Origin of the sequence: Rhodococcus sp. MS16, assembly GCF_013277795.1 — a bacterium.
Classification (GTDB): domain Bacteria; phylum Actinomycetota; class Actinomycetes; order Mycobacteriales; family Mycobacteriaceae; genus Rhodococcus_F; species Rhodococcus_F globerula.
This window is the reverse complement of record NZ_VBTM01000005.1, coordinates 367,323-389,053: the sequence shown is the minus strand read 5'-3', so window position 1 is coordinate 389,053 and position 21,731 is coordinate 367,323. Positions and strand designations below refer to the sequence as shown.

At 63.2% G+C, this 21,731-nt stretch carries 22 protein-coding genes and 1 riboswitch; of the genes, 8 read left to right on the top strand and 14 right to left on the bottom strand.

Features of this window, described 5'->3' with window-relative positions; all coding sequences use genetic code 11:
- Positions 1-5 precede the first annotated feature (5 nt).
- Entirely contained in the window at positions 6-848 is an 843-nt protein-coding gene (gene thiD, locus FEZ60_RS14665) for a bifunctional hydroxymethylpyrimidine kinase/phosphomethylpyrimidine kinase (protein WP_092802335.1), read from the bottom strand.
- The gene (thiC, locus tag FEZ60_RS14660) at positions 845-2,470 is read right to left on the bottom strand and encodes a phosphomethylpyrimidine synthase ThiC (RefSeq protein ID WP_172936351.1); all 1,626 of its coding nucleotides are present in this window, start codon (positions 2,468-2,470) and stop codon (positions 845-847) included. Before thiC ends, thiD begins: the two co-directional genes overlap by 4 nt.
- Positions 2,463-2,570: riboswitch (TPP riboswitch) on the bottom strand. Its footprint overlaps the gene before it by 8 nt.
- A 152-nt stretch (positions 2,571-2,722) precedes the next feature.
- Here thiC and FEZ60_RS14655 point away from each other — a divergent pair.
- Positions 2,723-3,109 (top strand): GNAT family N-acetyltransferase, encoded by a 387-nt coding sequence (locus FEZ60_RS14655; RefSeq protein ID WP_033235798.1) that lies wholly within the window; start codon positions 2,723-2,725, stop codon positions 3,107-3,109.
- Between the two features lie 24 nt (positions 3,110-3,133).
- Here the strand turns inward: FEZ60_RS14655 and FEZ60_RS14650 are convergent, their stop codons facing one another.
- The 3 genes from FEZ60_RS14650 to FEZ60_RS14640 are packed head-to-tail and all read right to left on the bottom strand — an operon-like array spanning position 3,134 to position 5,425.
- The gene (locus FEZ60_RS14650; RefSeq protein ID WP_033235606.1) at positions 3,134-3,937 is read right to left on the bottom strand and encodes an exodeoxyribonuclease III; all 804 of its coding nucleotides are present in this window, start codon (positions 3,935-3,937) and stop codon (positions 3,134-3,136) included.
- Positions 3,938-3,953: 16 nt separating this feature from the next.
- Positions 3,954-4,805 carry a GNAT family N-acetyltransferase gene (locus FEZ60_RS14645; RefSeq protein ID WP_346343377.1) on the bottom strand — a complete coding sequence of 284 codons (852 nt, stop codon included), beginning with the start codon at positions 4,803-4,805 and terminating at the stop codon, positions 3,954-3,956.
- Between the two features lie 29 nt (positions 4,806-4,834).
- On the bottom strand, positions 4,835-5,425 hold the full coding sequence (locus FEZ60_RS14640; protein ID WP_033235604.1) for a peptide deformylase: 591 nt from the start codon (positions 5,423-5,425) through the stop codon (positions 4,835-4,837).
- Between the two features lie 182 nt (positions 5,426-5,607).
- Here FEZ60_RS14640 and FEZ60_RS14635 point away from each other — a divergent pair, with 182 nt between their 5' ends.
- The 5 genes from FEZ60_RS14635 to FEZ60_RS14615 all read left to right on the top strand — a co-directional run bounded on the left by FEZ60_RS14635 (position 5,608) and on the right by FEZ60_RS14615 (position 10,071).
- The gene (locus tag FEZ60_RS14635; protein ID WP_033235603.1) at positions 5,608-5,961 is read left to right on the top strand and encodes a DUF3263 domain-containing protein; all 354 of its coding nucleotides are present in this window, start codon (positions 5,608-5,610) and stop codon (positions 5,959-5,961) included.
- A 71-nt stretch (positions 5,962-6,032) separates the two neighbouring features.
- Positions 6,033-6,602 carry a LytR C-terminal domain-containing protein gene (locus FEZ60_RS14630; RefSeq protein ID WP_033235602.1) on the top strand — a complete coding sequence of 190 codons (570 nt, stop codon included), beginning with the start codon at positions 6,033-6,035 and terminating at the stop codon, positions 6,600-6,602.
- An 89-nt stretch (positions 6,603-6,691) separates the two neighbouring features.
- Positions 6,692-7,396, top strand: coding sequence for a superoxide dismutase family protein (locus tag FEZ60_RS14625; RefSeq protein ID WP_033235601.1), 705 nt, complete (start codon positions 6,692-6,694; stop codon positions 7,394-7,396).
- 87 nt (positions 7,397-7,483) lie between these two features.
- Positions 7,484-8,608: a glutamate--cysteine ligase gene (locus FEZ60_RS14620; protein WP_033235600.1), complete on the top strand. Its 1,125-nt coding sequence runs from the start codon at positions 7,484-7,486 to the stop codon at positions 8,606-8,608.
- Positions 8,609-8,691: 83 nt separating this feature from the next.
- Positions 8,692-10,071 (top strand): phosphatase PAP2 family protein, encoded by a 1,380-nt coding sequence (locus FEZ60_RS14615; protein WP_033235599.1) that lies wholly within the window; start codon positions 8,692-8,694, stop codon positions 10,069-10,071.
- Here FEZ60_RS14615 and mnhG read toward each other — a convergent pair.
- Genes mnhG through FEZ60_RS14585 form a run of 6 tightly spaced genes read right to left on the bottom strand, consistent with a single transcriptional unit; the run spans position 10,037 to position 16,334 of the window.
- Positions 10,037-10,381: a monovalent cation/H(+) antiporter subunit G gene (mnhG, locus tag FEZ60_RS14610; RefSeq protein ID WP_033235598.1), complete on the bottom strand. Its 345-nt coding sequence runs from the start codon at positions 10,379-10,381 to the stop codon at positions 10,037-10,039. The genes FEZ60_RS14615 and mnhG overlap by 35 nt on opposite strands.
- Positions 10,378-10,635: a monovalent cation/H+ antiporter complex subunit F gene (locus FEZ60_RS14605; protein ID WP_033235797.1), complete on the bottom strand. Its 258-nt coding sequence runs from the start codon at positions 10,633-10,635 to the stop codon at positions 10,378-10,380. Before FEZ60_RS14605 ends, mnhG begins: the two co-directional genes overlap by 4 nt.
- A gap of 11 nt (positions 10,636-10,646) precedes the next feature.
- Positions 10,647-11,216 carry a Na+/H+ antiporter subunit E gene (locus FEZ60_RS14600; RefSeq protein ID WP_033235597.1) on the bottom strand — a complete coding sequence of 190 codons (570 nt, stop codon included), beginning with the start codon at positions 11,214-11,216 and terminating at the stop codon, positions 10,647-10,649.
- On the bottom strand, positions 11,213-12,889 hold the full coding sequence (locus FEZ60_RS14595) for a Na+/H+ antiporter subunit D (RefSeq protein ID WP_033235596.1): 1,677 nt from the start codon (positions 12,887-12,889) through the stop codon (positions 11,213-11,215). Before FEZ60_RS14595 ends, FEZ60_RS14600 begins: the two co-directional genes overlap by 4 nt.
- On the bottom strand, positions 12,886-13,503 hold the full coding sequence (locus FEZ60_RS14590) for a Na(+)/H(+) antiporter subunit C (protein ID WP_033235595.1): 618 nt from the start codon (positions 13,501-13,503) through the stop codon (positions 12,886-12,888). Before FEZ60_RS14590 ends, FEZ60_RS14595 begins: the two co-directional genes overlap by 4 nt.
- Positions 13,500-16,334 carry a Na+/H+ antiporter subunit A gene (locus FEZ60_RS14585; RefSeq protein WP_045064013.1) on the bottom strand — a complete coding sequence of 945 codons (2,835 nt, stop codon included), beginning with the start codon at positions 16,332-16,334 and terminating at the stop codon, positions 13,500-13,502. The genes FEZ60_RS14590 and FEZ60_RS14585 overlap by 4 nt, the downstream gene beginning before the upstream one ends.
- A gap of 193 nt (positions 16,335-16,527) precedes the next feature.
- On the opposite strand from FEZ60_RS14585, the gene FEZ60_RS14580 reads away from it, so the two are divergent.
- Positions 16,528-16,941 carry an NUDIX domain-containing protein gene (locus FEZ60_RS14580; protein ID WP_230590259.1) on the top strand — a complete coding sequence of 138 codons (414 nt, stop codon included), beginning with the start codon at positions 16,528-16,530 and terminating at the stop codon, positions 16,939-16,941.
- Here the strand turns inward: FEZ60_RS14580 and FEZ60_RS14575 are convergent.
- The 3 genes from FEZ60_RS14575 to FEZ60_RS14565 are packed head-to-tail and all read right to left on the bottom strand — an operon-like array spanning position 16,898 to position 20,269.
- Positions 16,898-18,199, bottom strand: a complete 1,302-nt coding sequence (locus FEZ60_RS14575; protein ID WP_233364352.1) for a hypothetical protein — start codon at positions 18,197-18,199, stop codon at positions 16,898-16,900. The genes FEZ60_RS14580 and FEZ60_RS14575 overlap by 44 nt on opposite strands.
- Positions 18,200-18,254: 55 nt before the next feature.
- Positions 18,255-19,628 carry a hypothetical protein gene (locus FEZ60_RS14570; protein ID WP_172936350.1) on the bottom strand — a complete coding sequence of 458 codons (1,374 nt, stop codon included), beginning with the start codon at positions 19,626-19,628 and terminating at the stop codon, positions 18,255-18,257.
- A 26-nt stretch (positions 19,629-19,654) separates the two neighbouring features.
- A complete protein-coding gene (locus FEZ60_RS14565) occupies positions 19,655-20,269 on the bottom strand; it encodes a TetR/AcrR family transcriptional regulator (protein WP_033235591.1) in 615 nt (204 codons plus the stop codon).
- A gap of 117 nt (positions 20,270-20,386) precedes the next feature.
- On the opposite strand from FEZ60_RS14565, the gene FEZ60_RS14560 reads away from it, so the two are divergent.
- Positions 20,387-21,655: a cytochrome P450 gene (locus tag FEZ60_RS14560; RefSeq protein WP_116102023.1), complete on the top strand. Its 1,269-nt coding sequence runs from the start codon at positions 20,387-20,389 to the stop codon at positions 21,653-21,655.
- Positions 21,656-21,731: the final 76 nt, after the last annotated feature.

The window sequence follows — 21,731 nt, the reverse complement described above, 5'->3', positions numbered from 1 at the left end:
TACTCCTACATTTCGAGCCGCCACAACGGTGACACGGGGCCGTGACCGGCTCCGAGGTCGTACGATGCCTCGAGGCACTTGGTCACCCATTCCTTGCCGAAGGCGACGGCGTCGGGAACCGAATAACCGTGTGCCAGAGCGCACGTGATGGCAGCAGCCAGTGTGTCGCCGCCGCCGTGATCGTTGCCGGTCGCGATGCGGGGACTGCTGAACTCGAGGAAAGTGTCACCGTCGAACAACAGGTCGGTGCTCATGTCCGAGGTGCGCAGATGTCCACCCTTCACGATGGACCACTGAGCGCCCAAACCGTGAAGGGCCTCGGCAGCGCGGCGTGCGGTGGCGTCGTCCTCGACGTCGATGCCGGTGATCAACCGAATTTCGTCGAGGTTCGGTGTCACAACAGTTGCGGCGGGGATAAGGACGTTGCGGACAGCGTCGAGCGCTTCCGCGTGCAGGAGAGGATCGCCGTGCATCGACGCACACACGGGGTCGACGACAAGCGGGATCGGCCGGTCGCGGCCGATCCCCACCTCCGCGGCAACCGCAGCTACCGCTTCGATGATGGTTGTCGACGCCAGCATGCCTGTCTTGGCGGCGCCGATGCCGATATCCGAGACCACAGTCCGCACCTGATCGGCGACAACCTGCGGCGGAATCTCGTGGAAACCGCTGACGCCCACCGAATTCTGCACGGTGACGGCCGCAACGGCCACGCACGCGTGGACGCCGCACATTGCCATCGTGCGGGAGTCGGCTTGGATGCCGGCGCCGCCGCCGGAATCGGTGCCGGCAATGGTAAGGGCACGAATCGGCGTCTGGCCGGAGGGCGTCAGGGGAAGCAGGTTCACGTCGGAGAGCCTACCGATCGGACCTGGGGAAACCCCAGTTCGGTCCGGGCAGGTTCGGTTTCCAGGAGGTCCGCGTACTGACGGACGTCCGCCGAGATCCGCATCGAGCAGAATTTCGGACCGCACATCGAACAGAAATGCGCAGTCTTGGCGGGCTCGGCCGGAAGCGTCTCGTCGTGGAATTCTCGTGCCGTATCCGGATCGAGCGACAACGCGAACTGATCCAGCCAACGAAACTCGAAGCGCGCCTTGGACAGTGCGTCGTCCCGGGCCTGAGCATTGGGGTGTCCCTTGGCGAGGTCCGCAGCGTGCGCGGCAATCTTGTACGTGATCACCCCGGTTTTCACGTCGTCGCGGTTGGGCAGGCCGAGGTGCTCTTTGGGGGTGACGTAACAGAGCATCGCGGTTCCGGCCCGCGCGATCATCGCCGCTCCGATGGCCGACGTTATGTGGTCATAGGCAGGCGCGATGTCCGTCGCGAGCGGTCCGAGTGTGTAGAACGGCGCCTCGTCGCACAGTTCTTCCTCGAGGCGGACGTTCTCTTCGATCTTGTCCATGGGAACGTGTCCCGGACCCTCGATCATGACCTGGACGCCCGCGGCTTTCGCGATCTGGGTGAGCTCGCCCAGTGTGCGCAACTCCGCGAATTGCGCGGCGTCGTTCGCGTCGGCGATCGAACCGGGGCGAAGACCGTCACCGAGGGAGAACGTGACGTCGTAACGCCGCAGGATCTCGCACAGTTCGTCGAAGTGGGTGTACAGGAACGACTCCTGGCGATGGTGCATGCACCACGCGGCCATGATTGCGCCGCCGCGAGAAACGATTCCCGTCACTCGGTTGGCGGTCAGAGCGATGTAGCCGATTCGCACACCCGCGTGGACGGTCATGTAGTCCACACCCTGCTCACACTGCTCGATTACCGTGTCGCGGTAGATCTTCCACGTCAGGGCGGTGGGGTCACCGTTGACCTTCTCCAGTGCCTGATAGATCGGAACCGTGCCAACCGGAACGGGTGAGTTGCGCAGAATCCACTCACGGGTGAGATGGATGTCCTTGCCGGTCGACAGGTCCATGATGGTGTCGGCGCCCCACCGGATCGCCCACACCATCTTCTCGACTTCCTCTGCCACAGAAGATGTTACGGCGGAGTTTCCGATGTTTGCATTGATCTTCACGGCAAACTTCTTGCCGATGATCATCGGTTCCAGTTCGCCGTGTCGATGGTTGGCCGGGATCACGGCCCGGCCTCTGGCCACCTCGGATCGAATGAGTTCCGCGGAAACGCCCTCTCGGACAGCGCAATACCGCATCTCCGGAGTGATCACGCCGGCTCTGGCGCATTCCAATTGTGTCGAATCTCGTGCACTCCGTTCCCACGCGTCACGCGTTCTGGGGAGGCCGCGGTCGAGATCGATCGTGGCGGCGGTATCGGTGTACGGACCTGACGTGTCGTACAGATCCAGATGCTCACCAGTGGTGAGGGTGACGCGTCGAAGCGGGATCCGGAGCGAATCCGATTCGAGATAGTGCTTGCTGCTGCCCTCGATCGGGCCGGTAGTCACAGCTGCCACGCCGTGGACAGGCTTGTTGGGGACAGTCTTTTTGACAGACTTCTCGTGCATTAATGCGCTCCCTACGCCGGCATTACCCGGTCAGGTTCATCCGGTCGACGGCCCTAGCCGTCCTCTCAGCCCGCTGGTGCGAGCCCCCGTGGTGGTTGTATGAAATTTTGTGCGCGTGCGCTCACAACGGCACCGGGCGACTGTATCTCAGTACCGAAAGAAAATCTCGGTGCGATTGCGGTCGGGTCGTTCTCGGTGCGAAAATTGGGCGATCCCGGGACAGCGTCGTCGGCAACTGTTTCTATGAGTGTCATGGATCACAGTTTGGGTACCGTGCGTGCAGCAGTGGAGGTTTCCACCATGAACAACTCCGCCATGAATAACACCGACATCACGCTGATCGACAACCCGTCACATGAACGGTTCGAACTGCTCGCGGGCGACGAACTGGTCGGCATCCTCGGCTACCGCGACGAAGACGAGATCCTCGGGTGCGGCGACGAAGCCGGCGATGTGGTGGCGTACATGCACACCGTCGTCAAGGAAGAGTACGGCGGCCAGGGAATGGCAGCCGTATTGGTGCAGTTCTCGATGGATTGCGCCCGCGAACGTGAGTGGTCGGTTCGCCCGGTGTGCTCGTACGTGCAGCGATACCTCGGCGAGCATCCCGAATATCTCGATCTGCTCGTCGAGGACTGACCGCTTTCTCGCCGCTCCCGCTTTTCAGGAACCCAGCTGTGCGATCACAGGGGCGTGATCGCTGGCGCCCTTGCCTTTACGCTCGTTCCGATCGATTTCGGCTGACTCGACGCGAGCCGCCAGTGCGGGCGAGCCGAGAATGAAGTCGATGCGCATTCCCTGCTTCTTGGGGAAGCGGAGCTGCGTGTAGTCCCAGTACGTGTACACGCCGGGACCGGGAGTGTGGGGGCGGACGACGTCCGTGAAACCGGACGAGATGAACGCGTCGAAAGCAGCGCGCTCGGCCGGCGACGTATGAGTCTTGCCTTCGAAGACAGCGGGATCCCAGACGTCCTCGTCGGTGGGTGCGACATTCCAGTCGCCGACGAGGGCGATCTGCTCGTCCGGGTTCTGCTTCAGCCAGCCTTCGGCGTCGTCGCGCAGCTTGGCGAGCCAATCAAGCTTGTACGCGTAATGGGGATCGTCGAGTTCACGGCCGTTGGGAACATACAGGCTCCACACCCGCACCCCGCCACACGTCGCGCCGATCGCGCGGGCCTCGCGCACCTGCTCCGCTTCGGGGTCCTTGGTGAAGCCCGGCTGATCCTCGAAGCCGATCTGCACGTCGTCGAGACCGACACGAGAAGCGATAGCGACGCCGTTCCACTGGCTGAGTCCGACGTGAGCGACCTTGTAGCCGATCTCCTCGAAACGTTCGTACGGGAACTGCTCGTCCTTGCACTTGGTTTCCTGCATCGCCAGGACATCGACGTCGGATCGGTCGAGCCAATCGATGATCCGGTCGGTACGGGCACGGACGGAGTTGACGTTCCAGGTAGCTATGCGCACGCGGGCAAGCCTAGCGTCAGGCACCGACAGGCGCGGTGGCGTACCGGTAGCGATGATGTTCGACGAAGCCGAGCGAGCGAGCTGTGGCGACTGCCGCGGCGTTGTCTTCGGGAACGGCCAGGTAAGCATGGGTTGCGCCCTGGATTCGACTCCACCCGAGCAAGTCAGTGCAGATCAGAGTGCCGATTCCGTGCCGTCGGTGCGCATCCGCCACCGCGAGATCGAGCAGACCTGCCCACCGACGGCCGTCGGGGGCGTCGCTGACGGCGACTCGTGCCGAAGCCAGAATCATCGTGTCGGCGCTGCCGATCGTTCCGGTGGCCACGCGCGTGAGGGAGTCCCCGGCGCGAGCGTCGTCGATGGTGGTCGTGAACTGTGGCGGCGTCGGGGCTACGTTGTCGAGGTCGGCGGCAAATATGATGCCCTCGCCGCCGGAAATCCACGTGGGCGGGGCAATTCCGAGGCGGTCGGGCAGCATCAGAGTGGTCGGACGTCCCCGATCTGCGAACCAGGAGCGGATGGCCGCCAGCGTTTCCGGGGTTCGCGACGCACTGCCGCCGGGTTCGCCGAGGGGGAGTGCCGAGTCCATGTCATGGGGCGAGTGCCCGATGCGCAGCAGCCAACCGTCGATCCGAGCCTGCTCGGTTCCCGGTGAACCTGCGGCCGCAGCGATCTCGAGGTTGCGGATGTCGCCCACCCGAATGGGCCGCGCTGCAAGAACTTTGAGCGCGATTACCTGATCCGCCGATACGGTGACAACACGCCCGTCGTTGCCGCGAACCGTGATCGGGTCCGCGGATTCGAGGGTGCCGATCACGTCGGTCATCGGATGCGAGTAGCCGGGTGGGAGCTTGTACCGCAGTACCACCCGGCTACCGATCGAGATGGGCAAATGTCTCAGTCTTCGTCGTCGTGGCCGAACGGATCGTCGACCGTACCCGGAGTCCAGGTCAATCCGGGCTTACCCCAACCGGACTGCTTGATGGCCTTCTTCGCGGCGCGCGCATTCCGGCCGATCAGAACGTCGGTGTACAGGAAGCCGTCGAGGTGGCCGGTTTCGTGCTGGAGCATCCGGGCGAAGAATCCGGTGCCTTCGTACTCGACAGGGTTGCCGTCGGCGTCGGTTCCGGTGACCTTGGCCCAGTCTGCGCGGCCGGTGGGGAACTGCTCGCCGGGAACGGAAAGGCAGCCTTCGAAGTCGTCCTCGGGATCGGGCATCGTCTCGGGGATTTCCGACGTCTCGAGGACGGGGTTGACCACAACTCCGCGTCGGCGGGTGTCGCTACGATCGTCACCTGGGCAGTCGAACACGAAAAGACGCAGCGAAACACCGACCTGATTGGCCGCGAGGCCGACGCCGTTGGCGGCGTCCATCGTCTCGTACATGTCGGCGATCAGTTCGGCGATTTCCGCCGGAGACTGCGTGACCGGCTTTGTGGGCTCGTGCAGTACCGGGTCGCCGACGATTCGGATGGGGAGGATAGCCATGGCGTCAAGGATAGTGCGGCGCGCCCGCGTGGTTATCGCGGCCCGCCCGATACCTCGTGGTTCAATGGTTGCTGAAGAACAACGATGTGATTTGTTGCTCGGTCGGGCCACGTGCCCGGGGGAACGCGGGCAACAGGGGGACACAGTCTCACTGACGGCGAATACAGCAGTCGAGGAGTGACATGGACAGCGCAGTTGCGCGTAGTCGAAGCCGGACCGATGGCGCCGAGGTCGAAGATGCTGCGGGCGTCAGCTCTGCCGGAATCAACGATGTCGGCGAAGACGGGCTTACTCGCCGAGAACACGACATTCTTTCCTTCGAACGCCAATGGTGGAAGTACGCCGGCGCGAAGGAAGTAGCGATCAAAGAGTTGTTCGACATGTCGGCAACCCGCTACTACCAGGTGCTCAATGCACTCGTTGATCGCCCCGAATCGTTGGCGGCCGATCCGATGCTGGTCAAACGCCTGCGCCGGTTGCGTGCCAGCCGGCAGAAGGCCCGGGCGGCTCGTCGCCTCGGCTTCGAAGTGACCTGAAGCCGCAAAACCTACACACAAACCTCTGTCGATGAACGGTCGAACCGCCCACTGGCGATAGGGTCGAGAGTGTGAGTACCCCGAAAGAGCAGCCGTCCGGACCACCACTACGCGCTATCGCCATGGTGCTGATCGCCCTCGCGATCGTGTTCATCGGGCTCGGTGCGGCGTCGCTCGGCGGTTCCGATTCCGACACCACGGCGGCCGAGCAGACCGAGACGAGCGCGCCGGCCGCGACCACAACAGCGGTTGCCCCCGTGACAACAGCGCCGGCTGCCAAAACCGGCACCGACTCCGCGGAAACCACGACGACACGCCCGTCCGCGACCACGACATCAGCCGGCGCGTCGGTGAGTGTCGATCCGTCGACTGTCAGTGTCCGGGTGCTCAACAACAGCACGGTATCCGGGCTCGCAGCAGGAACCGCGGAAGAATTGACCGCTGCGGGTTGGAACGTCGAGGAGACGGGTAACTACAGCGAAGGAACGGTGAGCACCACCACGGTGTACTACGGATCTTCCGCGGCCGAGAAGGCAGCGGCGCAGCAGATTGCCGCCGAACTCGGTGTGACCGCAGAGCCACGATTTGCCGGTATCGCAAGCGCGTCGCCCGGTGTGATCGTCATCGTCACGTCCAACTGACCCGTCGGTTCGGACCACCCGTCGGGTCTGTGTACTACTCACGCCGTTATGATCAGTTGCACTTCCTCGCCACCCAAAGGAGCGGTTCGATGGCCCCCAGCAGCACCCGGCGTATGTCCTGGCGCGTCGTTGCCCCCGTAGTCGCACTAGCCGCTTTCGGCTTGACTGCCTGCAGTAACAACGAAGAGCCCAGCAACGTCCCCGGTACAACTCCGCCTGTGTGGACGGGTGCGGCCGACCCAAGCGCACACGAGAGCGAAAGCCACGGAGCGTCGTCGACTGCTCATGCCGGTAGCTCCGCAACCGAGACGGTTACCGCAACGTTGAACGGCGCAGACGGCAGCAAGGTCGGCACTGTCACGTTCACGCAGGAAGGTAGTGACGTCAAGGTCACCCTCGATGCAAAGGGCCTGACGCCGGGCTTCCACGGCTTCCACGTTCACCAGATTGCCAAGTGCGAGACCAACTCGGTTGCGCCCAGCGGCGGCGAGCCGGGCAACTTCCTCTCGGCCGGCGGACACTTCCAGGCAGAGGGCCACACCGGCCATCCCGCCAGCGGCGACCTGACGTCCGTACAGGTTCTCGAGGACGGCTCGGCCACCCTCGTGACCACCACCGACGCGTTCACGGTCGATCAGCTGGTGGCAAACGGCGGCACGTCCGTCATGATCCACGCAGGTGCCGACAACTTCGGCAACATCCCGACGCGTTACGCGCCGGCGCCGGATCAGCAGACCCTCGACACCGGTGACGCCGGCGCACGCGTTGCGTGTGGTGTCATCACCGAGAGCTGATTCTGCTCTGAGTTCTGTATCACTTCGGCAACTACCACGCAGTAGCCAGCACGGTGTTCTCGCGATCATTGTGGTTGGATTCTCTGCGTGGTAGTTCCATTTCCGGGTTCGCCGCGTCCGACGCTGGGCGTGGAGTGGGAGATCGCCTTGGTCGATCGTGTGACCAGAGATCTCTCCAATACAGCTGCCGAGGTGTTTTCGGCGGTCGAGGAGCTTGCGGGCTCCGAGACTCCGCACATCACCAAGGAGTTGCTGCGCAACACCGTCGAGTTGGTGACGGGCATTCACGACACGGTCGGCGAAGCCATGAGCGATCTCGATGCGTCCCTCGACCTGTTGCGCCGGGCCGCGGATCCGCTGGCCGTCGACCTCATCTGTGCGGGTACCCATCCGTTTGCCCAGTGGTCCACTCAGTTGGTCACGCGCACGCCTGATTACGACGAGCTGATCGAGCGCACGCAGTGGTGGGGCCGGCAGATGTTGATCTGGGGTGTGCACGTCCACGTCGGAGTGTCTTCGGCGGATCGGGTGTTCCCCATCATCAATGCGCTGTTGCAGCGGTACCCGCATCTGTTGGCGCTGTCGGCGTCGTCGCCGATGTGGGCCGGCGTCGATACCGGCTATGCGTCCAACCGGGCACTGATGTTCCAGCAGTTGCCGACGGCGGGTCTGCCGTACCAATTCGAGAGCTGGGCCGAGTACGAGTCGTTCATCGACGACCAGATGAAGACGGGCGTGATCACCAAGATCGGTGGCATGCATTGGGACATTCGTCCGGCGCCCAAGTGGGGAACCATCGAAGTCCGGGTGTTCGACGGGGTGTCGACGCGCGCGGAACTGGGCGCGCTGGTCGCATTGGTTCACTGCCTCATCGTTGATCTCGACCGCCGCCTCAGCGCGGGGGAGACGTTGCCGAACATGCAGCCGTGGCACGTGAAGGAAAACAAGTGGCGCGCAGCCAGATACGGTCTCGACGCCGAGATCATTCTGGACTCGGCCGCAAACGAATGTCTGGTCACCGACGACTTGGAGCGACTGCTCGAAGATCTCACGCCGATCGCGGTGTCGCTCGGGTGCGCGGACGAGTTGGCATCCGTCGCCGATATTCCGCGCCGCGGAGCGTCGTACCAGCGTCAACGACGCGTGGCGGAAGCTCACGGTGGAGATCTGGTGGCAGTGGTCGACGCGTTGGTTGCAGAGTTGGGTACGTGACGCGCCGCTGAGCAGTTCGGACAAACAGTCCATTTGTCTAGACGCCGTCCAAGCACCGTTCACTCGCCGTTTACTATTATCCGGTGTTGACAGACAGTGTGTCCCGAAGTGGGGCTTCGACGGGACAGACGGGCCAGTCCTGGGCGGCTTCGCACAAGGTCCTGATTCTCGGTAGTGCCGCAGTGCTTGCCCTCGTTCTGGGCGTGCAAGCTTTTGCGTCCTACAAGGGATATCTCGGTCCGGTGGAAAGCCTGTTCGGTGACTACTTCCTGGTTCCTCGTTCGGCAACGATGCCGTGGGTGGGGCTGGCATTGGCCCTGGTCGGGCTCAATACCCGGGAGCGTGTGTACGCGATCTCCGCGGCTGTTGCCATCGACCTGGTGGTCGGAGTTATCCGCTGGTCCGCCGGCGGTCCGATCACGATGGGCACCGGCGGCACTTGGGTGCTCACTGCTATTGCGGTGTACGCGTTCTGGAAACTCACCGGTGAGCGTCGGTCCGGCGTGCTTCGCGGAGTGGTGTTGGGTGCGTTGCTGATCCTCGCCGCGAAGGTGGCCGAGACCTGGCTTTCGATCACCATCCTCCTCGGCACCGACGTGTGGGACGAGTACGTCTTCCTGGCCGATCAGGCGCTGGGCAACCCGTCGTGGGTCATGGGTCAGTTCGTCGACGCGCTCGGCCCGGTGGGAGCGGCGATCCTCGACTGGATCTACGTCGAATTGCCGGTCGCGATCATCGTTGTCGCGCTGTACCAATGCCGTAAGGGCTGGCCGTCGCATCACCTTCTCCAGACGTTTCTGCTGATCGGTTTGATCGGGCCGATCTTCTACATTCTGTTCCCCGTGGTGGGTCCGGTATTTGCGTTCGGCCCCCGCGGGTTCGGATTCCAGATCGGCGACTTCTGGCCGAATATCGTTCCGAACGTGGATTTCTCGGCGCCGGCGTCGCTGCCGTTCGACGACGCAGCACCACGTAACTGCATGCCGAGTCTTCATACGGCGTGGGCTGTTGCGCTGTTCACCCACTCGCGCCGCGGCCCGTGGTGGCTGCGGACCTTGGGTACGTTCTGGCTTCTCGCGACGTTGACGGCAACCCTGGGTTTCGGGTTCCACTACGGCGTCGACCTCATCGCCGGCGCGGTTCTGTGCCTGACTCTCGATGCCGCACTGCACGATCCGGAACGTGGTTGGGGTTGGTTCCGCATCAGGCTGGTGCTCGGCGGAAGCGCGATACTCGTCGGACTACTGCTGTCGTACCGGTTCGCGTCCGTGCAGATGGCGGCGTACCCGGAACTGTTCGGGCCGCTGCTCGTCGGAGTTCTGACCGCGATGTCGGTGGCCTTCTTCGCGACGTTCTACGCCAAGCCTGGCACTGCGCTTGCGCAGTGGGGCGGCCGGAGCGAAGACGTCGCGGACCCTACGGATTCAGCTACGGACTCTGCGGCGGGTCTTCCAATTCGTTGATCTTCATGACGGCGTCCTGCTCGCGCTGCTCGCGGTAGGCCACACGGCCGACGCTGTGTGCGATCACCGGCGCTGTCAGCATGGTGAAGATTCCGACCAGGACGAGCATCCAGATGTCGACGCTGCCGCGCAGCAGGAACACCGCGCCCATGAGAACAAGAACAAGTCCGACGACCTGAGGTTTCGTGGCCGCGTGCATCCGGCGCAATGTGTCGGGGAATCGCACGATGCCGACAGCTGCGGTCAGGGCGAGCACCGAGCCGAGGAAGATGGCGAGGACGCCGATGACGTCGAGGATGTTGCCGATCATCGGTCACTCACCCGGAATCGTGCAACCGAGACGGATCCGATGAATCCGACCAGAGCGAGTGCAACGATCGCGGGAACGATCGTGGTGTCTCCGCTGTACGCGGCCCATACTGCGAGTCCACACATGGCAACGGCGACAATCGTGTCCAGCGCGACCAGACGGTCGAGTGAGCTCGGCCCGTCGATGAGCCGGAAAGTGGTCAGGACTGCGGCGACCGCGAGCATCACTCCGGAGATGATCAGGATGGTGGTGATGAATCCGTTCATTATTGATCCTCCGCTCGTGGCGCATCGAATTCGTAGTCACGTTGGTGCCACGGGCTTGGTTGCCAGTCGGAGTCACGCTCGAACGACGCGATGAACAGTCGCTCCAGATCTTCGACCGAGCGATAGAACGCGCTCACCGCTTTCTGTGAACCTACGTCGAGGACGTGAACGTAGACGATCCGGCGGTTCTGGTCGATCTCGAGAACCATCGTTCCCGGGATCAGGTTCAGCACGTCGATGCACAGCGTGAGTACCAGATCGGACTTGATACCAAGTTGGTAGCGCAGAACACCGGTGACGGGCGGCGGCGACGGCCGGATGGCAAGCCACGCCACCTGGATGCTGGAGACGGCCGCGTAGTACACGATCACGCCGATCAGACGCAGGATCGAGAGCACGTGCACTCGACCTTCCACGGGGACCGGCGGCAGCGGTAGAAGGACCATGATGACCAGGCCGACAGCAAGTCCACCGAAGATATTGCCCCAGCTGACGTTGCCCCACAGCAGAATCCACACGATCATGAGCCACAGGAGGACTCCGATGCGGAGTACGAGTGAGCGTTTCATCGCGGCGCCTCCTCGGTGTCAGTCACAGGCGTGTCAGTCACAGGCGTGTCGGCTACAGGGGCGTCGGCTACAGGTATCGGTCGGTGATCGCCGAGAACCGCGTCGATGTAGATGGACCGATCCTGTAGATCCTTCGCGGCTCGGTCGCTGATGTCGATGATCTGCCCGGCAAACACCGTCAACGCGAGGCCGACGCCCACGAGTGCGACTGTCGGGATCAGCATGAAGGCGGGAATCTTGCCGACGTCCTCGCGGTCGTCGAACGCGATGTCCTCTTCGGATTCGTCGATCAGAGCCGACGGGCTGACATCGGCGAGGTCGCCTTCGGGTGCGTCGGCTCGGGCGCGCCAGAAGGCCTTGGTCCACACACGGGCCACGGCGTAGAGCGTCAGGAGGCTGGTGACGGTACCGCCCGCGACGAGTACCCAGGCGAGTGCGCTGGCGTCGGAGGCTCCGGCTTGCAGCAGCGCAACCTTGCCGATGAAGCCGGAGAACGGCGGAATACCACCAAGATTGAGAGCGGGAACGAGGAACACGATAGCCAGAATCGGGCTGGCAGCGGCCAAACCGCCGAGGCGTCGTAGTGACGAGCTTCCGGCTTGTCGTTCGATCAGACCCACGACGAGGAAGAGCGTCGTCTGCACGATGATGTGGTGCGCGACGTAGTAGATGGCGCCCGACAATCCCGAGGTCGTGGAGAGCGCGATACCGAAGATCATGTAGCCGATATGGCTGACCAGGGTGAAGGACAGTAATCGTTTGATGTCGCTCTGGGCGATGGCACCCATGATGCCGACCACCATGGTCAACAGACCGCACACCATCAGGACATTGTCGAGTTCACCTTGCGGGAACAGCAGTGAGTGCGCGCGGATGATCGCATACACACCAACTTTGGTGAGCAGGCCGGCAAAGACGGCGGTGATGGGCGCCGGTGCCGTCGGGTAGGAGTCGGGAAGCCACGCCGACAGTGGGAAGACCGCAGCCTTGATCCCGAACGCCACGAGTAGGACGCCGAAGATCGCGGTGCGGGTGCCGGCGGGGATGTTGTCGAACCGCAGGGCCATGTCGGCCATGTTGAGTGTGCCAGTCGCGGCGTACGCAAAGGCGATGCCGGCCAGGAAGATCAGCGAAGACACCATCGACACCATGACGTACGAGACACCCGCTCGAACGCGGTCGGCACTCGCTCCCAAGGTCAGCAAGACGAAGCTCGCGGACAGCAGCACCTCGAACCCGACGTACAGGTTGAAGAGGTCACCGGCGAGGAAGGCGTTGGAAATACCCGCGGTCAGAGCCAGATATGTCGGCAGGAAGATCGACACCGGCTGCGCTTCGTTACCGTCGCGGATACCCTGACCGATCGCGTACACCATGACGGTGAGCAGGACGATCGAGGAGACGACCAGCATCATCGCCGACAGTCGGTCGACGACGAGAGTGATGCCGATCGGCGAATCCCAGCCGCCCACCTGAACTGCGGTGGTGCCGTCGCGGTCTGCCAGATACAGCAGCATGCCGGACACAGCCACGACGGCGACCAGTGCGATCAGGGTGATGACTCGCTGGAACCGGGGACGTCGGCCGACAACAAGTGTGGCGGCAGCGCCCAGCATCGGAATCAAGACGGGCAGGGGCGCCAGTGCGCCCATGAGGTTGGACGAAATGGTCACGTGCGCGCACCTCCCTTACCGTCTTTCTGGCGCTTCTCAGGTTCTTTCTTGCGGGCGAGATCCGTGGCCCAGTCGGGCACGGGTTCGTCCTCGAAATCGCCGTCGCGAAGATCTTCGTAGCACTCGATGTCCTCGAGGTTGACCAGTTGTTCCAGGGGGATGGGGTTGCCGTCCTTGTCGAATGCGTCGCCGCCGATGCTCGGCGCACCGGTGACGGGGTCGTCGGATCGGTCGTGGTCGGGAGCGTCGGCGGGCAACCGGCGCAGCAAGACCTTGGTGTCCTCGGGATCGTCTTCCACGGCGTCGGCGGTGTTGATCTTGTAAGACCGGTACGCCAGTGCCAGAACAAAGCCGGCCATGCCCATCGTGATGACGATCGCGGTCAGGATCATGCCCTGCGCCAGAGGATCGGCGATCTCTTCGTGCACGGAGTCGCGGCCGACGATCGGCGGATTGCCGTCACTGCCGCCGACGGTGAGGATCAGCAGGTTGATGCCGTTTCCGAGCAGAAGCATTCCCAGCAACATGCGGGTGATACTGCGCTCGATCAGCAGGTACACGCCCGTCGACGTCAGGACGGCGATCAGGAGGAGCATTCCGATATTTGCGCTCATGATGCTTTCACCTCGATTTCTGCGTCGAGGCGTGCGCCGAGACTTCGGAGTACGTCCAGCACCAGGCCGACCACGATGAGGTAGACGCCCAGGTCGAAGAACAGTGCGGTGACCAGTTTGACGTGGCCGATAAGCGGGAGGGTGAACTCGAAGACCGCCGACGAGAGAGCCGGGGCACCGAGGAACAGCGAGATGATCGCGGTGCCGGCCGAGAGAGCCAAGCCCAGGCCGAGGATCTTTCCGGCGTCGATGGGAACGGCTTCACCGAGTTCGTAGCGTCCACCGGCGAGGTAGCGCAACACGAGCGCAAGCCCGGCCGTCAAGCCGCCGGCAAAGCCGCCACCTGGCGCGTTGTGGCCGGAGAAGAAGAAGTAGATCGACAGCACCATGATCGTCGGGAAGACCAACCGGGTGGTGACCTCGAGGACCAGGGAGCGGTGACGCGGATCGATCAGGTCGCCGCCGCGCAGCCAGGTCGTGTCGGTGCTTGCGGCCGCTTTGTCGACGATCACCGAAGGCGCGTCGGACACTCGGGGCGCGATACCGAAGCGGCGGTTGCGGAACACAAGGCTGGCGACGCCCGTCGCGGCAACCAGCAGCACCGAGATCTCGCCGAGAGTGTCCCAGGCGCGGATATCGACGAGCAGGACGTTGACCACGTTCTTGCCGTTGCCGATGGTGTACGCGGCGTCGGGAAGCAGTTCGTAGATCGGGCGCGTATTGCGAGCGTTGACTGCGTACGCCGCGATGGCGGTGATCGTGATTCCGACGGCACCGGCCAGAAGGGCGCGCGGCAACTTGAACCCGATCGCCTTACTCTCGTCGATCTCGGCCGGGAACTTTCGAAGCACGAGCACAAAGATGACCAAAGTCAGTGTTTCGACCAGGAATTGGGTAAGAGCCAGGTCGGGGGCACCATGCAGCGCGAACAACACACCGGAGCCGTAGCCGGTGAGTCCGACCAGGATCACGGCGGCCAGACGGTTGCGCATCACGGTCGCAGCGATGGCTGCGGCGATCATCATCAGCGCGATCGTCAACTGGATGGGGGAATCCCACAACCGGAGATCGACGCCCGTGTCGGTGTCGATGATCAGCAGGACCAGGGGAACGACAACCAGCGTCGCGAGGATGGTCGACTGCGTCCGGGGCAGTGAACCACGCTGCGTGACTCCGGTCAGACGCATGGAGATGGTGTCCATGCCGCGCAGGGTCGCGTCGTAGATACGGTCGGCGTTGCCGAGCGGAGGGTGCTCGAAGTGAAGGCGGCTGATCTGGCGTTGCGCGATGTAGAGCGCAAAACCTCCGGCGATGACCACACAGGTGAGCAGCAGCGGCGTATTGACGCCGTGCCACAACGCCAGGTGATAGTCGGCGTGCGGACCGGCGGGCAGGGTGGTGGAGTACGGCGTCAGTAGCTTCTCGAGCTGCGGCGACAGTATTCCGGCAGCCAGTCCGGCAACGGCGAGCAGACCAGGGGAGAACAAGAACAGAGCGCTGGGCGCATGCATCTTGCTCACGGCGGGACTGGGCTTGCTCAGGGTCTTGCGTCCGAACGCGCCCCAGATGAAGCGAATGCTGTATCCGACGGTCAGAATCGAACCCATCACGATGACAGTGATGACGGCGATGGACGACCAGTGGCCGAGGACGTCGGTTTCGAGCACCGATTCGAGGGCAGCTTCTTTGCCGACAAATCCGAGAAGCGGCGGTAGCCCGGCCATGCTGGCGGCGGCTAGGGCCGCGATGATCGCCAACGCGGGGGCCGTCTTACCGAGATGGGCAAGTTTGCGCAGGTCACGGGTGCCGGTGGTGTGGTCGATGATACCGACCACCATGAAGAGCGCAGCCTTGAACATGGCGTGCGCCACCACCATCGTCATGCCGGCGAGGGCCGCGTCGCGCGTTCCCAGACCGACCAGAACCATCATGAAACCGAGTTGGCTGACGGTGCCGAACGCAAGGACGAGCTTGAGGTCGTATGCCCGCATGGCTCGCCAACCGGCCAGGATCATCGACAACAAGCCGAGGCTGATGATGGTGATGCGCCACGGCGGTGAATCCGCGTATCCGGGGGCGAGACGGGCAACGAGGTAAATACCGGCCTTGACCATCGCGGCGGCGTGGAGATAACCGCTGACCGGGGTGGGCGCGGCCATGGCGCCGGGAAGCCAGAAGTGCAGCGGGACAATTGCGGATTTCGACAGTGCGCCGATCAGGATCAGGACAATCGCGACGGACGGCAACCATCCCGTCGGCGGGTTGGCGACCAGGTCGGACAGGTTGTAGCTGCCACCGGCTTGGCCGAGGATGATCATGCCGACCAACATCGCGAGACCACCAGCGGTGGTGACCAACAATGCCTGGGTTGCGGCGCGGCGACTGGTAGCGCGCTCGGCGTAGTGGCCGACCAACAGGAATGACAGAACCGTGGTCAGTTCCCAGAACATGTAGAGCAGCAACATGTTGTCGCTGGTCACGAGGCCGAACATGGCGCCGGCAAATGCCACCATTTCGGCAGCGAAGATGCCGAGGCGGGGTTCGTCGTCGTTGAAATATCGTGCGCAGTAGATCAGAATCAGCGTGCCGACACCCAGGACCAGGACGGCCATGATCGCGGAGAGCGCGTCGAATCTGAAGTCGATGTCCATCGACAGGCCAGGAGCCCACGTGATGTGGAGCGTCTCGACTGTGCCCCATTTGTCGATGACCCAACCGAGGCTGATCAGCGGAACCAGTGAGAGCGGGAAAAATCCATTTCGCCCGAACCTGCGCACCACAAGCGGAGCCAAGAGGGCGGCAACGGCATGGGCAAGCAGAATACTGAGCAAAAGGCACTCCGTCGTGTTGTGTTCAGCGGGCGGCGGGGTGTCCGAACAAATCGAACCTATCGGTAATTTCGGGACGTAGCCCCTTCACAAGGACACCGTCTGGGTGTATATATTACCGGCCCGTCTTCATTTGCCGTGCAGTGCGTCGCTTCGAACTACAACCGTGTGAACTGATACACGTATGTTGGACCGGGTGAAAACGCAGATCATCCGCACCGCTGCCCTTGCACATATTCGGGATCGCCGACTGATTCAGACCCGGTCGGTCGGGAAGACGGCGTTCTATATGGCCGGCGGCAAAATCGATCCGGGTGAGACCACCGAACAAGCATTGCACCGCGAGATTCGTGAGGAACTCGATGTCGGACTTGTCCCCGGCACCGTCGAGTTTCTCGACGTGTTCGAAGCTCAGGCGTTCGGGCATTCGGTAGGGACGGCGCTGCACATGAGTTGCTATCGCGCCGAGATGGACGGCGAACCCCGCCCGACGAGCGAGATCGCCGAGTTCCGGTACTTCACGTGCGCAGAGTACGAAGCCATGGACGACGTGGCACCAGGTTCGCTCAAAGTGTTTCGACGCTTGGTGTCGATGGACCTGATTGACTGATCAGACGCAGTCGGCGGCTCGCGTAAGCGCAGACGACCACGATCACGAGGGCTGTGCCGTTGAGGATCAAGACGTCGTCGGACGGTTCGAACCGACTGGCCGTGGTAGCTCCGGTGATGGGCGTGTAGTCGGTCCACCCGTAGGAGAACTGCGGATATACCAGTAAGGCCAATGCCGTGGGTCCGAAGATCACACTGAGACCGACGAGCAGTCGCGACGCGCCGGTCCGCGCCGGTTCGGACTGCATGGCGCTGACAATCGTGTACGCCGCGCCGGCGCCGCAGATGCGGATCAGGACGTCGCTGACCGAAAGCGCGTTCTCCGAAGAGAACGTGGTTGTTGCGACGTAACTCGCAATTCCGGCAACGGACAGGACAACGAGCACGATGTAGCCGCCCACGAGTGAGGGACGAAACGCTGCGAGCGTTGCTGCCGCGATGATGAGGACCGTGAGAAAAACCGCAGTCGGAACGGGCGCCGATGCCCCGGTGCTCACGGACGCCGACAGGCTGTTTGCCACCGCGGATGCCAGCATGGCCGCGGCGGCCGTCGACATCAGCAGGATCTGGCCGCCCTTCTCCAAAACACGCGCGGCGATGACGGTGACCAAAATGGCACAGGCGACGACGGGAATCGCCGCCCACACCGTGTTGATGGTGATCCACCAGTTCACGGCCACGCCCATGAGCGTCAGCACTGCCGAGATCACCACAGGCCGCACTGCCATCCGTTCCGGTGGCTCGTCGCGATGTCGGTCGGCGTTGCTGCGCCACCAAACGAGCGCCGTAAGTGCAGTCAGTCCGAGGGCGATGAGTGTGGCGGCCACGATCGGCGGCTGAAACTGGGTGGTGTCTTGCGCGAGGTAGTCCGCATAGCGACGTGGAACTGCCGTGGGGTCGAGCAGTGCATCCGAAACGAACACGGCAACAAGCACACCCGCTACGGTGGCAGCCCGCACCATGCGGGGAATCGTGACCGTTATTGCTCCGAGCGCCACGCCGGCACCAACCGGGGACAGGGCCTCGAAGGCTTGGTAATACAGACCTGGCAATTCCAGCAGGAGTCCGCCGAATGCAACCAGCGCCGACGTCCGAATGCGAGTTCGAGCCAGACCGGCCGCGGTGCCGACAGCAACAACCGCCAGAACGCCGGCCCCGATCGTGCCGATGGACCAGAATCGATCGCCCGACCAGATCGACCTGGACTGGCTTTCCAGGAAGGGAGCCAAGCCGACCACAGTGACCACGAATGCCGTCACGCCGCCGAGTATCAGACGGGGCGTCCTGCTTATGACGGGCACCACTTCACGGTAGTCAATGAGCGTCGGATACGCCGGATTCTGCTGAATTGGAGTTGTGTGGAACTCGTCTGATGGCGGCGCAGCACACTGCGATGATCGCGACAAAGAGGAGAGCAGTTCCGATTGTCCGGGCGTTGACGTAGTCGACTGGAATCGTCGTGGTGCTTGTTGCGGATTCCACAAAAGCGAAGTTCAGTCGCACAGGGGGCCACGAAAGTTGACAGGCCAGAACAGCGATCGAGGTGAACGTCATTGCCGCGAACAGGATCGCGAGTCCGAGGGTGGCGTCGACCAGGCTGGCCGGAGCAAGCGCACCGAGCAACGCCGCTCCGCCGAACCCCAGGGCGGCGATTTTCACCACGATCGAAACGGCTCCGTGTGCAGTGGTGAAAGGGAGAAGCTCGGACAGGGGCACCGCGGCGAGGATGACCACTGCGACGGTGGCAGGGATGCGCTTGCTCAGGCGCAACCCCAGCGCGACCGCCACACCGGAGGCGAGCACCACAACCCAAGGAGATTCCAGCGATGCCCATTGGCCGTATTCACCGTTGACAAGCATCAGGGTCGGGGCCGACGCAGCTGCGAGTGCTGTTGCGGCCCAGAGAAACTTGCCGCCCGCGCCGGACTGCTCGCCGAGTTGGCGGGCAGCGATCGCCGTCAGGGCCAATGCCGCTGCGGCGCAGAGAATCATGACCACCCAGGCGGTGCCTTTGCTCGCGAATTCCTGTCGGTCGACGATGGATCCGAGTATCCGGTGCCCGATTGCCAAGGCGATCACGGCAATGAGCGCGACGCGGATTTCGCCGGCATCGGGGCGTCTGATGCGGAATGCGGACTGAGCGCTTATTGCGCAGGCGACTGCCAGTACAGCAGTTGCCGCCAGCAACAACCACGCTGGTTCACCCACAGCGGAGGTGCTCATCCGGCCGGCTCCGGTACCGAAGGCGTGCGCGGACAGATATCCTGCGATCACACCCAGTAGCACGCCGTTCCTTGCGGCGGTCCGATCCCAGCTTGCGGCAACTGCGCAGCCCAGAATGACGCCTGCCGCAACACTTTTGAGTACCACGAGTGTGATCAGCAGGTCGAGGACGGCAACGTCCGGAACGGCAACCCGGATCAGTGCGATGATCGCTGTTGCCGCGGTGACAACGATCCACGCTGCTCGGCGGGAACCGCTCCGCTGCGACAGTGCGCACGCGAGGACGGCTACGACGGCGCCCAGTGCAACGGAGGTGGGACCGCTGCTGATCCAGCGGTCGATTTCGGACTGCGAGGCGACAATCGCCCAGTCCTGCAGCGGGGGATTGGTCAAGGCGAAGGCGGCAAGTGCCCCCGACGCGAGTGCCGCGAGGGTGGTGAGGATCGCTCGGAAATCGACTGGCATCGAACCAACCTATCGCGGGCTCGCTCTCAGGCCGGTGGGGTCAGCGCGGGAAACCAGATGTCGGTCAGGACGTCGGCGGCCACGTCGGCGCCGGCGGTGATGGCGCCTTGCTCGGCCCAGCGGATGAAAAAGCGCTCGATCTGGGTGAGTAGCAGTTCAACTCGGAGTTTTGCCTCGTCGTGTCGCTCCTGCGGCCAGCGGGCAAGGTACGACGTCATCGCATTGGGGAGCGCCGAGATGCCGTCTCGCGCGAGGGTCCGAAATTCGGGTTCGAGAACCATGGCCTCGTCCCACGCGCGCATCAGGTGGTGGTGATCGCGGCACCAGTCGAGTGTCCGGTTGATCCACCCCGCAAATTCTGCGCGTGAACCGGAATCGAGGACGTGGTCGAGGTCCTGGAATATCGCGAGCGTGCTGATGACGACGGAATTGGACCCGAGGGCCTTGAGTATGTCGAGTTTGCCGGGGAAGTGGAGATAGAACGTGGCCCGGCTGCACCCGACCGCGGCGGCGATGTCTTCGACGGTGACGGCGGCGTAGCCCCGTTCGGTGAACAGTGCGTCGGCTGCGGCCACCAGGTCGGCACGGGTCTGCTGCTTCTGCTTTTCGCGCAGAGTCGGTTTGGCGGCAGTGTCTGTCATTGGAGGAATCTTACGGCTGTCGGCGGATTTGCACGAGACTATCCGTCTGTCACTTGACAGGCCGTTAGTGAAAGCTACTCTGTGGTGCAGGGCACAATCGACCGATCAGAGGACGCCATGACTATCTCGGATACAACGCGCACACCTGACCTGCCAGCCGGATTCGACGTCACGGACCCCGCGATTCTCGGCGAGCGGATTCCGTTCGAGGAATTTGCCGAACTTCGCCGAAGCGCACCGGTGTGGTGGTGCGAGCAGCCCCCTACCGTCGGCGGATTTCAGGACGAGGGTTACTGGGTTGTTTCTCGGCACGCCGATGTCAAAGAGGTCAGCCAGCGCAGCGATATCTTCTCGAGCTGGGAGAACACCGCCATTGCGCGCTTCGCGGACGACATGCCGCGCGAGGCCGTCGAGATGCTGCGGCACCTGCTCCTCAACAAGGATGCGCCGGAGCACACCAAACTTCGCAAGCTGATTTCCAAGCTGTTCACCCCGCGGGCCATCAACGGGATGCGCGACGAGTTGGACCGGCGCGCACGCAGCATCGTCGACACCGCCGTCGGTGAAGGCCCGGGCGATTTTGTGAAGCAGATTGCCAGTGAGCTGCCGCTGCAGGCGATCGCAGATCTGATCGGCGTCCCGCAAGACGATCGCGACAAGCTGTTCAAGTGGTCCAACGAGATGATGGGCTACGACGACCCCGAGTACGTGGGTGATCCGGCGGTCGCGTCCACCGAGGTGCTCGGATACGCATACCAAATGGCCGACGCGCGTCGCAGTTGCCCGGCCGACGACATCGTCACCACTCTCGTCCAGGCCGACATCGACGGCGACGCATTGAGCCCCGAAGAGTTCGGATTCTTCGTGCTGATCCTCGCGGTGGCGGGCAACGAGACAACCCGAAATGCCATCACCCACGGCATGATTGCGTTCCTCGAGAATCCCGAGCAGTGGGAGCTGTACAAGAAGGAACGGCCCAAGACCACGGCCGACGAGATCGTCCGCTGGGCGACACCTGTCACCGCGTTCCAGCGCACCGCCCTCGAAGACACCGAACTGGCCGGCGTCTCCATCAAGAAGGGACAGCGGGTGGTCATGCTCTACAGTTCCGCGAACTTCGACGAGGATGTCTTCGAGGATCCGATGACCTTCGACATCACCCGTAACCCCAATCCGCACTTGGGTTTCGGTGGAACTGGCGCGCACTTCTGCATCGGGGCGAATCTTGCCCGGATGGAGATCGACCTGATGTTCAACGCACTCGCCGACAATGTCCCCGACATCACCAAGATCGGTGATCCTCGTCGTCTGCGCTCGGGTTGGATCAACGGCATCAAGGAGTTCCAGGTTGATTACAAGAGCACAGGCTGCCCGGTAGCTCACTAGGGGCTACGCCCCTGTGCGCCTTTCTGGTAGCCAGCGCTACCAAAAAGGCGCACAGTAAGGTGACGTATCGCCTACT

Coding starts and splice junctions, on each gene's coding strand:
- mnhG (WP_033235598.1), bottom strand. CDS start 10,381: ATGATCGGCAACATCCTCGACGTCATCGGCGTCCTCGCCATCTTCCTC.
- FEZ60_RS14600 (WP_033235597.1), bottom strand. CDS start 11,216: ATGAAACGCTCACTCGTACTCCGCATCGGAGTCCTCCTGTGGCTCATG.
- FEZ60_RS14565 (WP_033235591.1), bottom strand. CDS start 20,269: ATGACAGACACTGCCGCCAAACCGACTCTGCGCGAAAAGCAGAAGCAG.
- FEZ60_RS14640 (WP_033235604.1), bottom strand. CDS start 5,425: ATGGCTATCCTCCCCATCCGAATCGTCGGCGACCCGGTACTGCACGAG.
- thiC (WP_172936351.1), bottom strand. CDS start 2,470: ATGCACGAGAAGTCTGTCAAAAAGACTGTCCCCAACAAGCCTGTCCAC.
- FEZ60_RS14635 (WP_033235603.1), top strand. CDS start 5,608: ATGGACAGCGCAGTTGCGCGTAGTCGAAGCCGGACCGATGGCGCCGAG.
- FEZ60_RS14655 (WP_033235798.1), top strand. CDS start 2,723: ATGGATCACAGTTTGGGTACCGTGCGTGCAGCAGTGGAGGTTTCCACC.
- FEZ60_RS14590 (WP_033235595.1), bottom strand. CDS start 13,503: ATGAGCGCAAATATCGGAATGCTCCTCCTGATCGCCGTCCTGACGTCG.
- FEZ60_RS14560 (WP_116102023.1), top strand. CDS start 20,387: ATGACTATCTCGGATACAACGCGCACACCTGACCTGCCAGCCGGATTC.
- FEZ60_RS14570 (WP_172936350.1), bottom strand. CDS start 19,628: ATGCCAGTCGATTTCCGAGCGATCCTCACCACCCTCGCGGCACTCGCG.
- FEZ60_RS14625 (WP_033235601.1), top strand. CDS start 6,692: ATGGCCCCCAGCAGCACCCGGCGTATGTCCTGGCGCGTCGTTGCCCCC.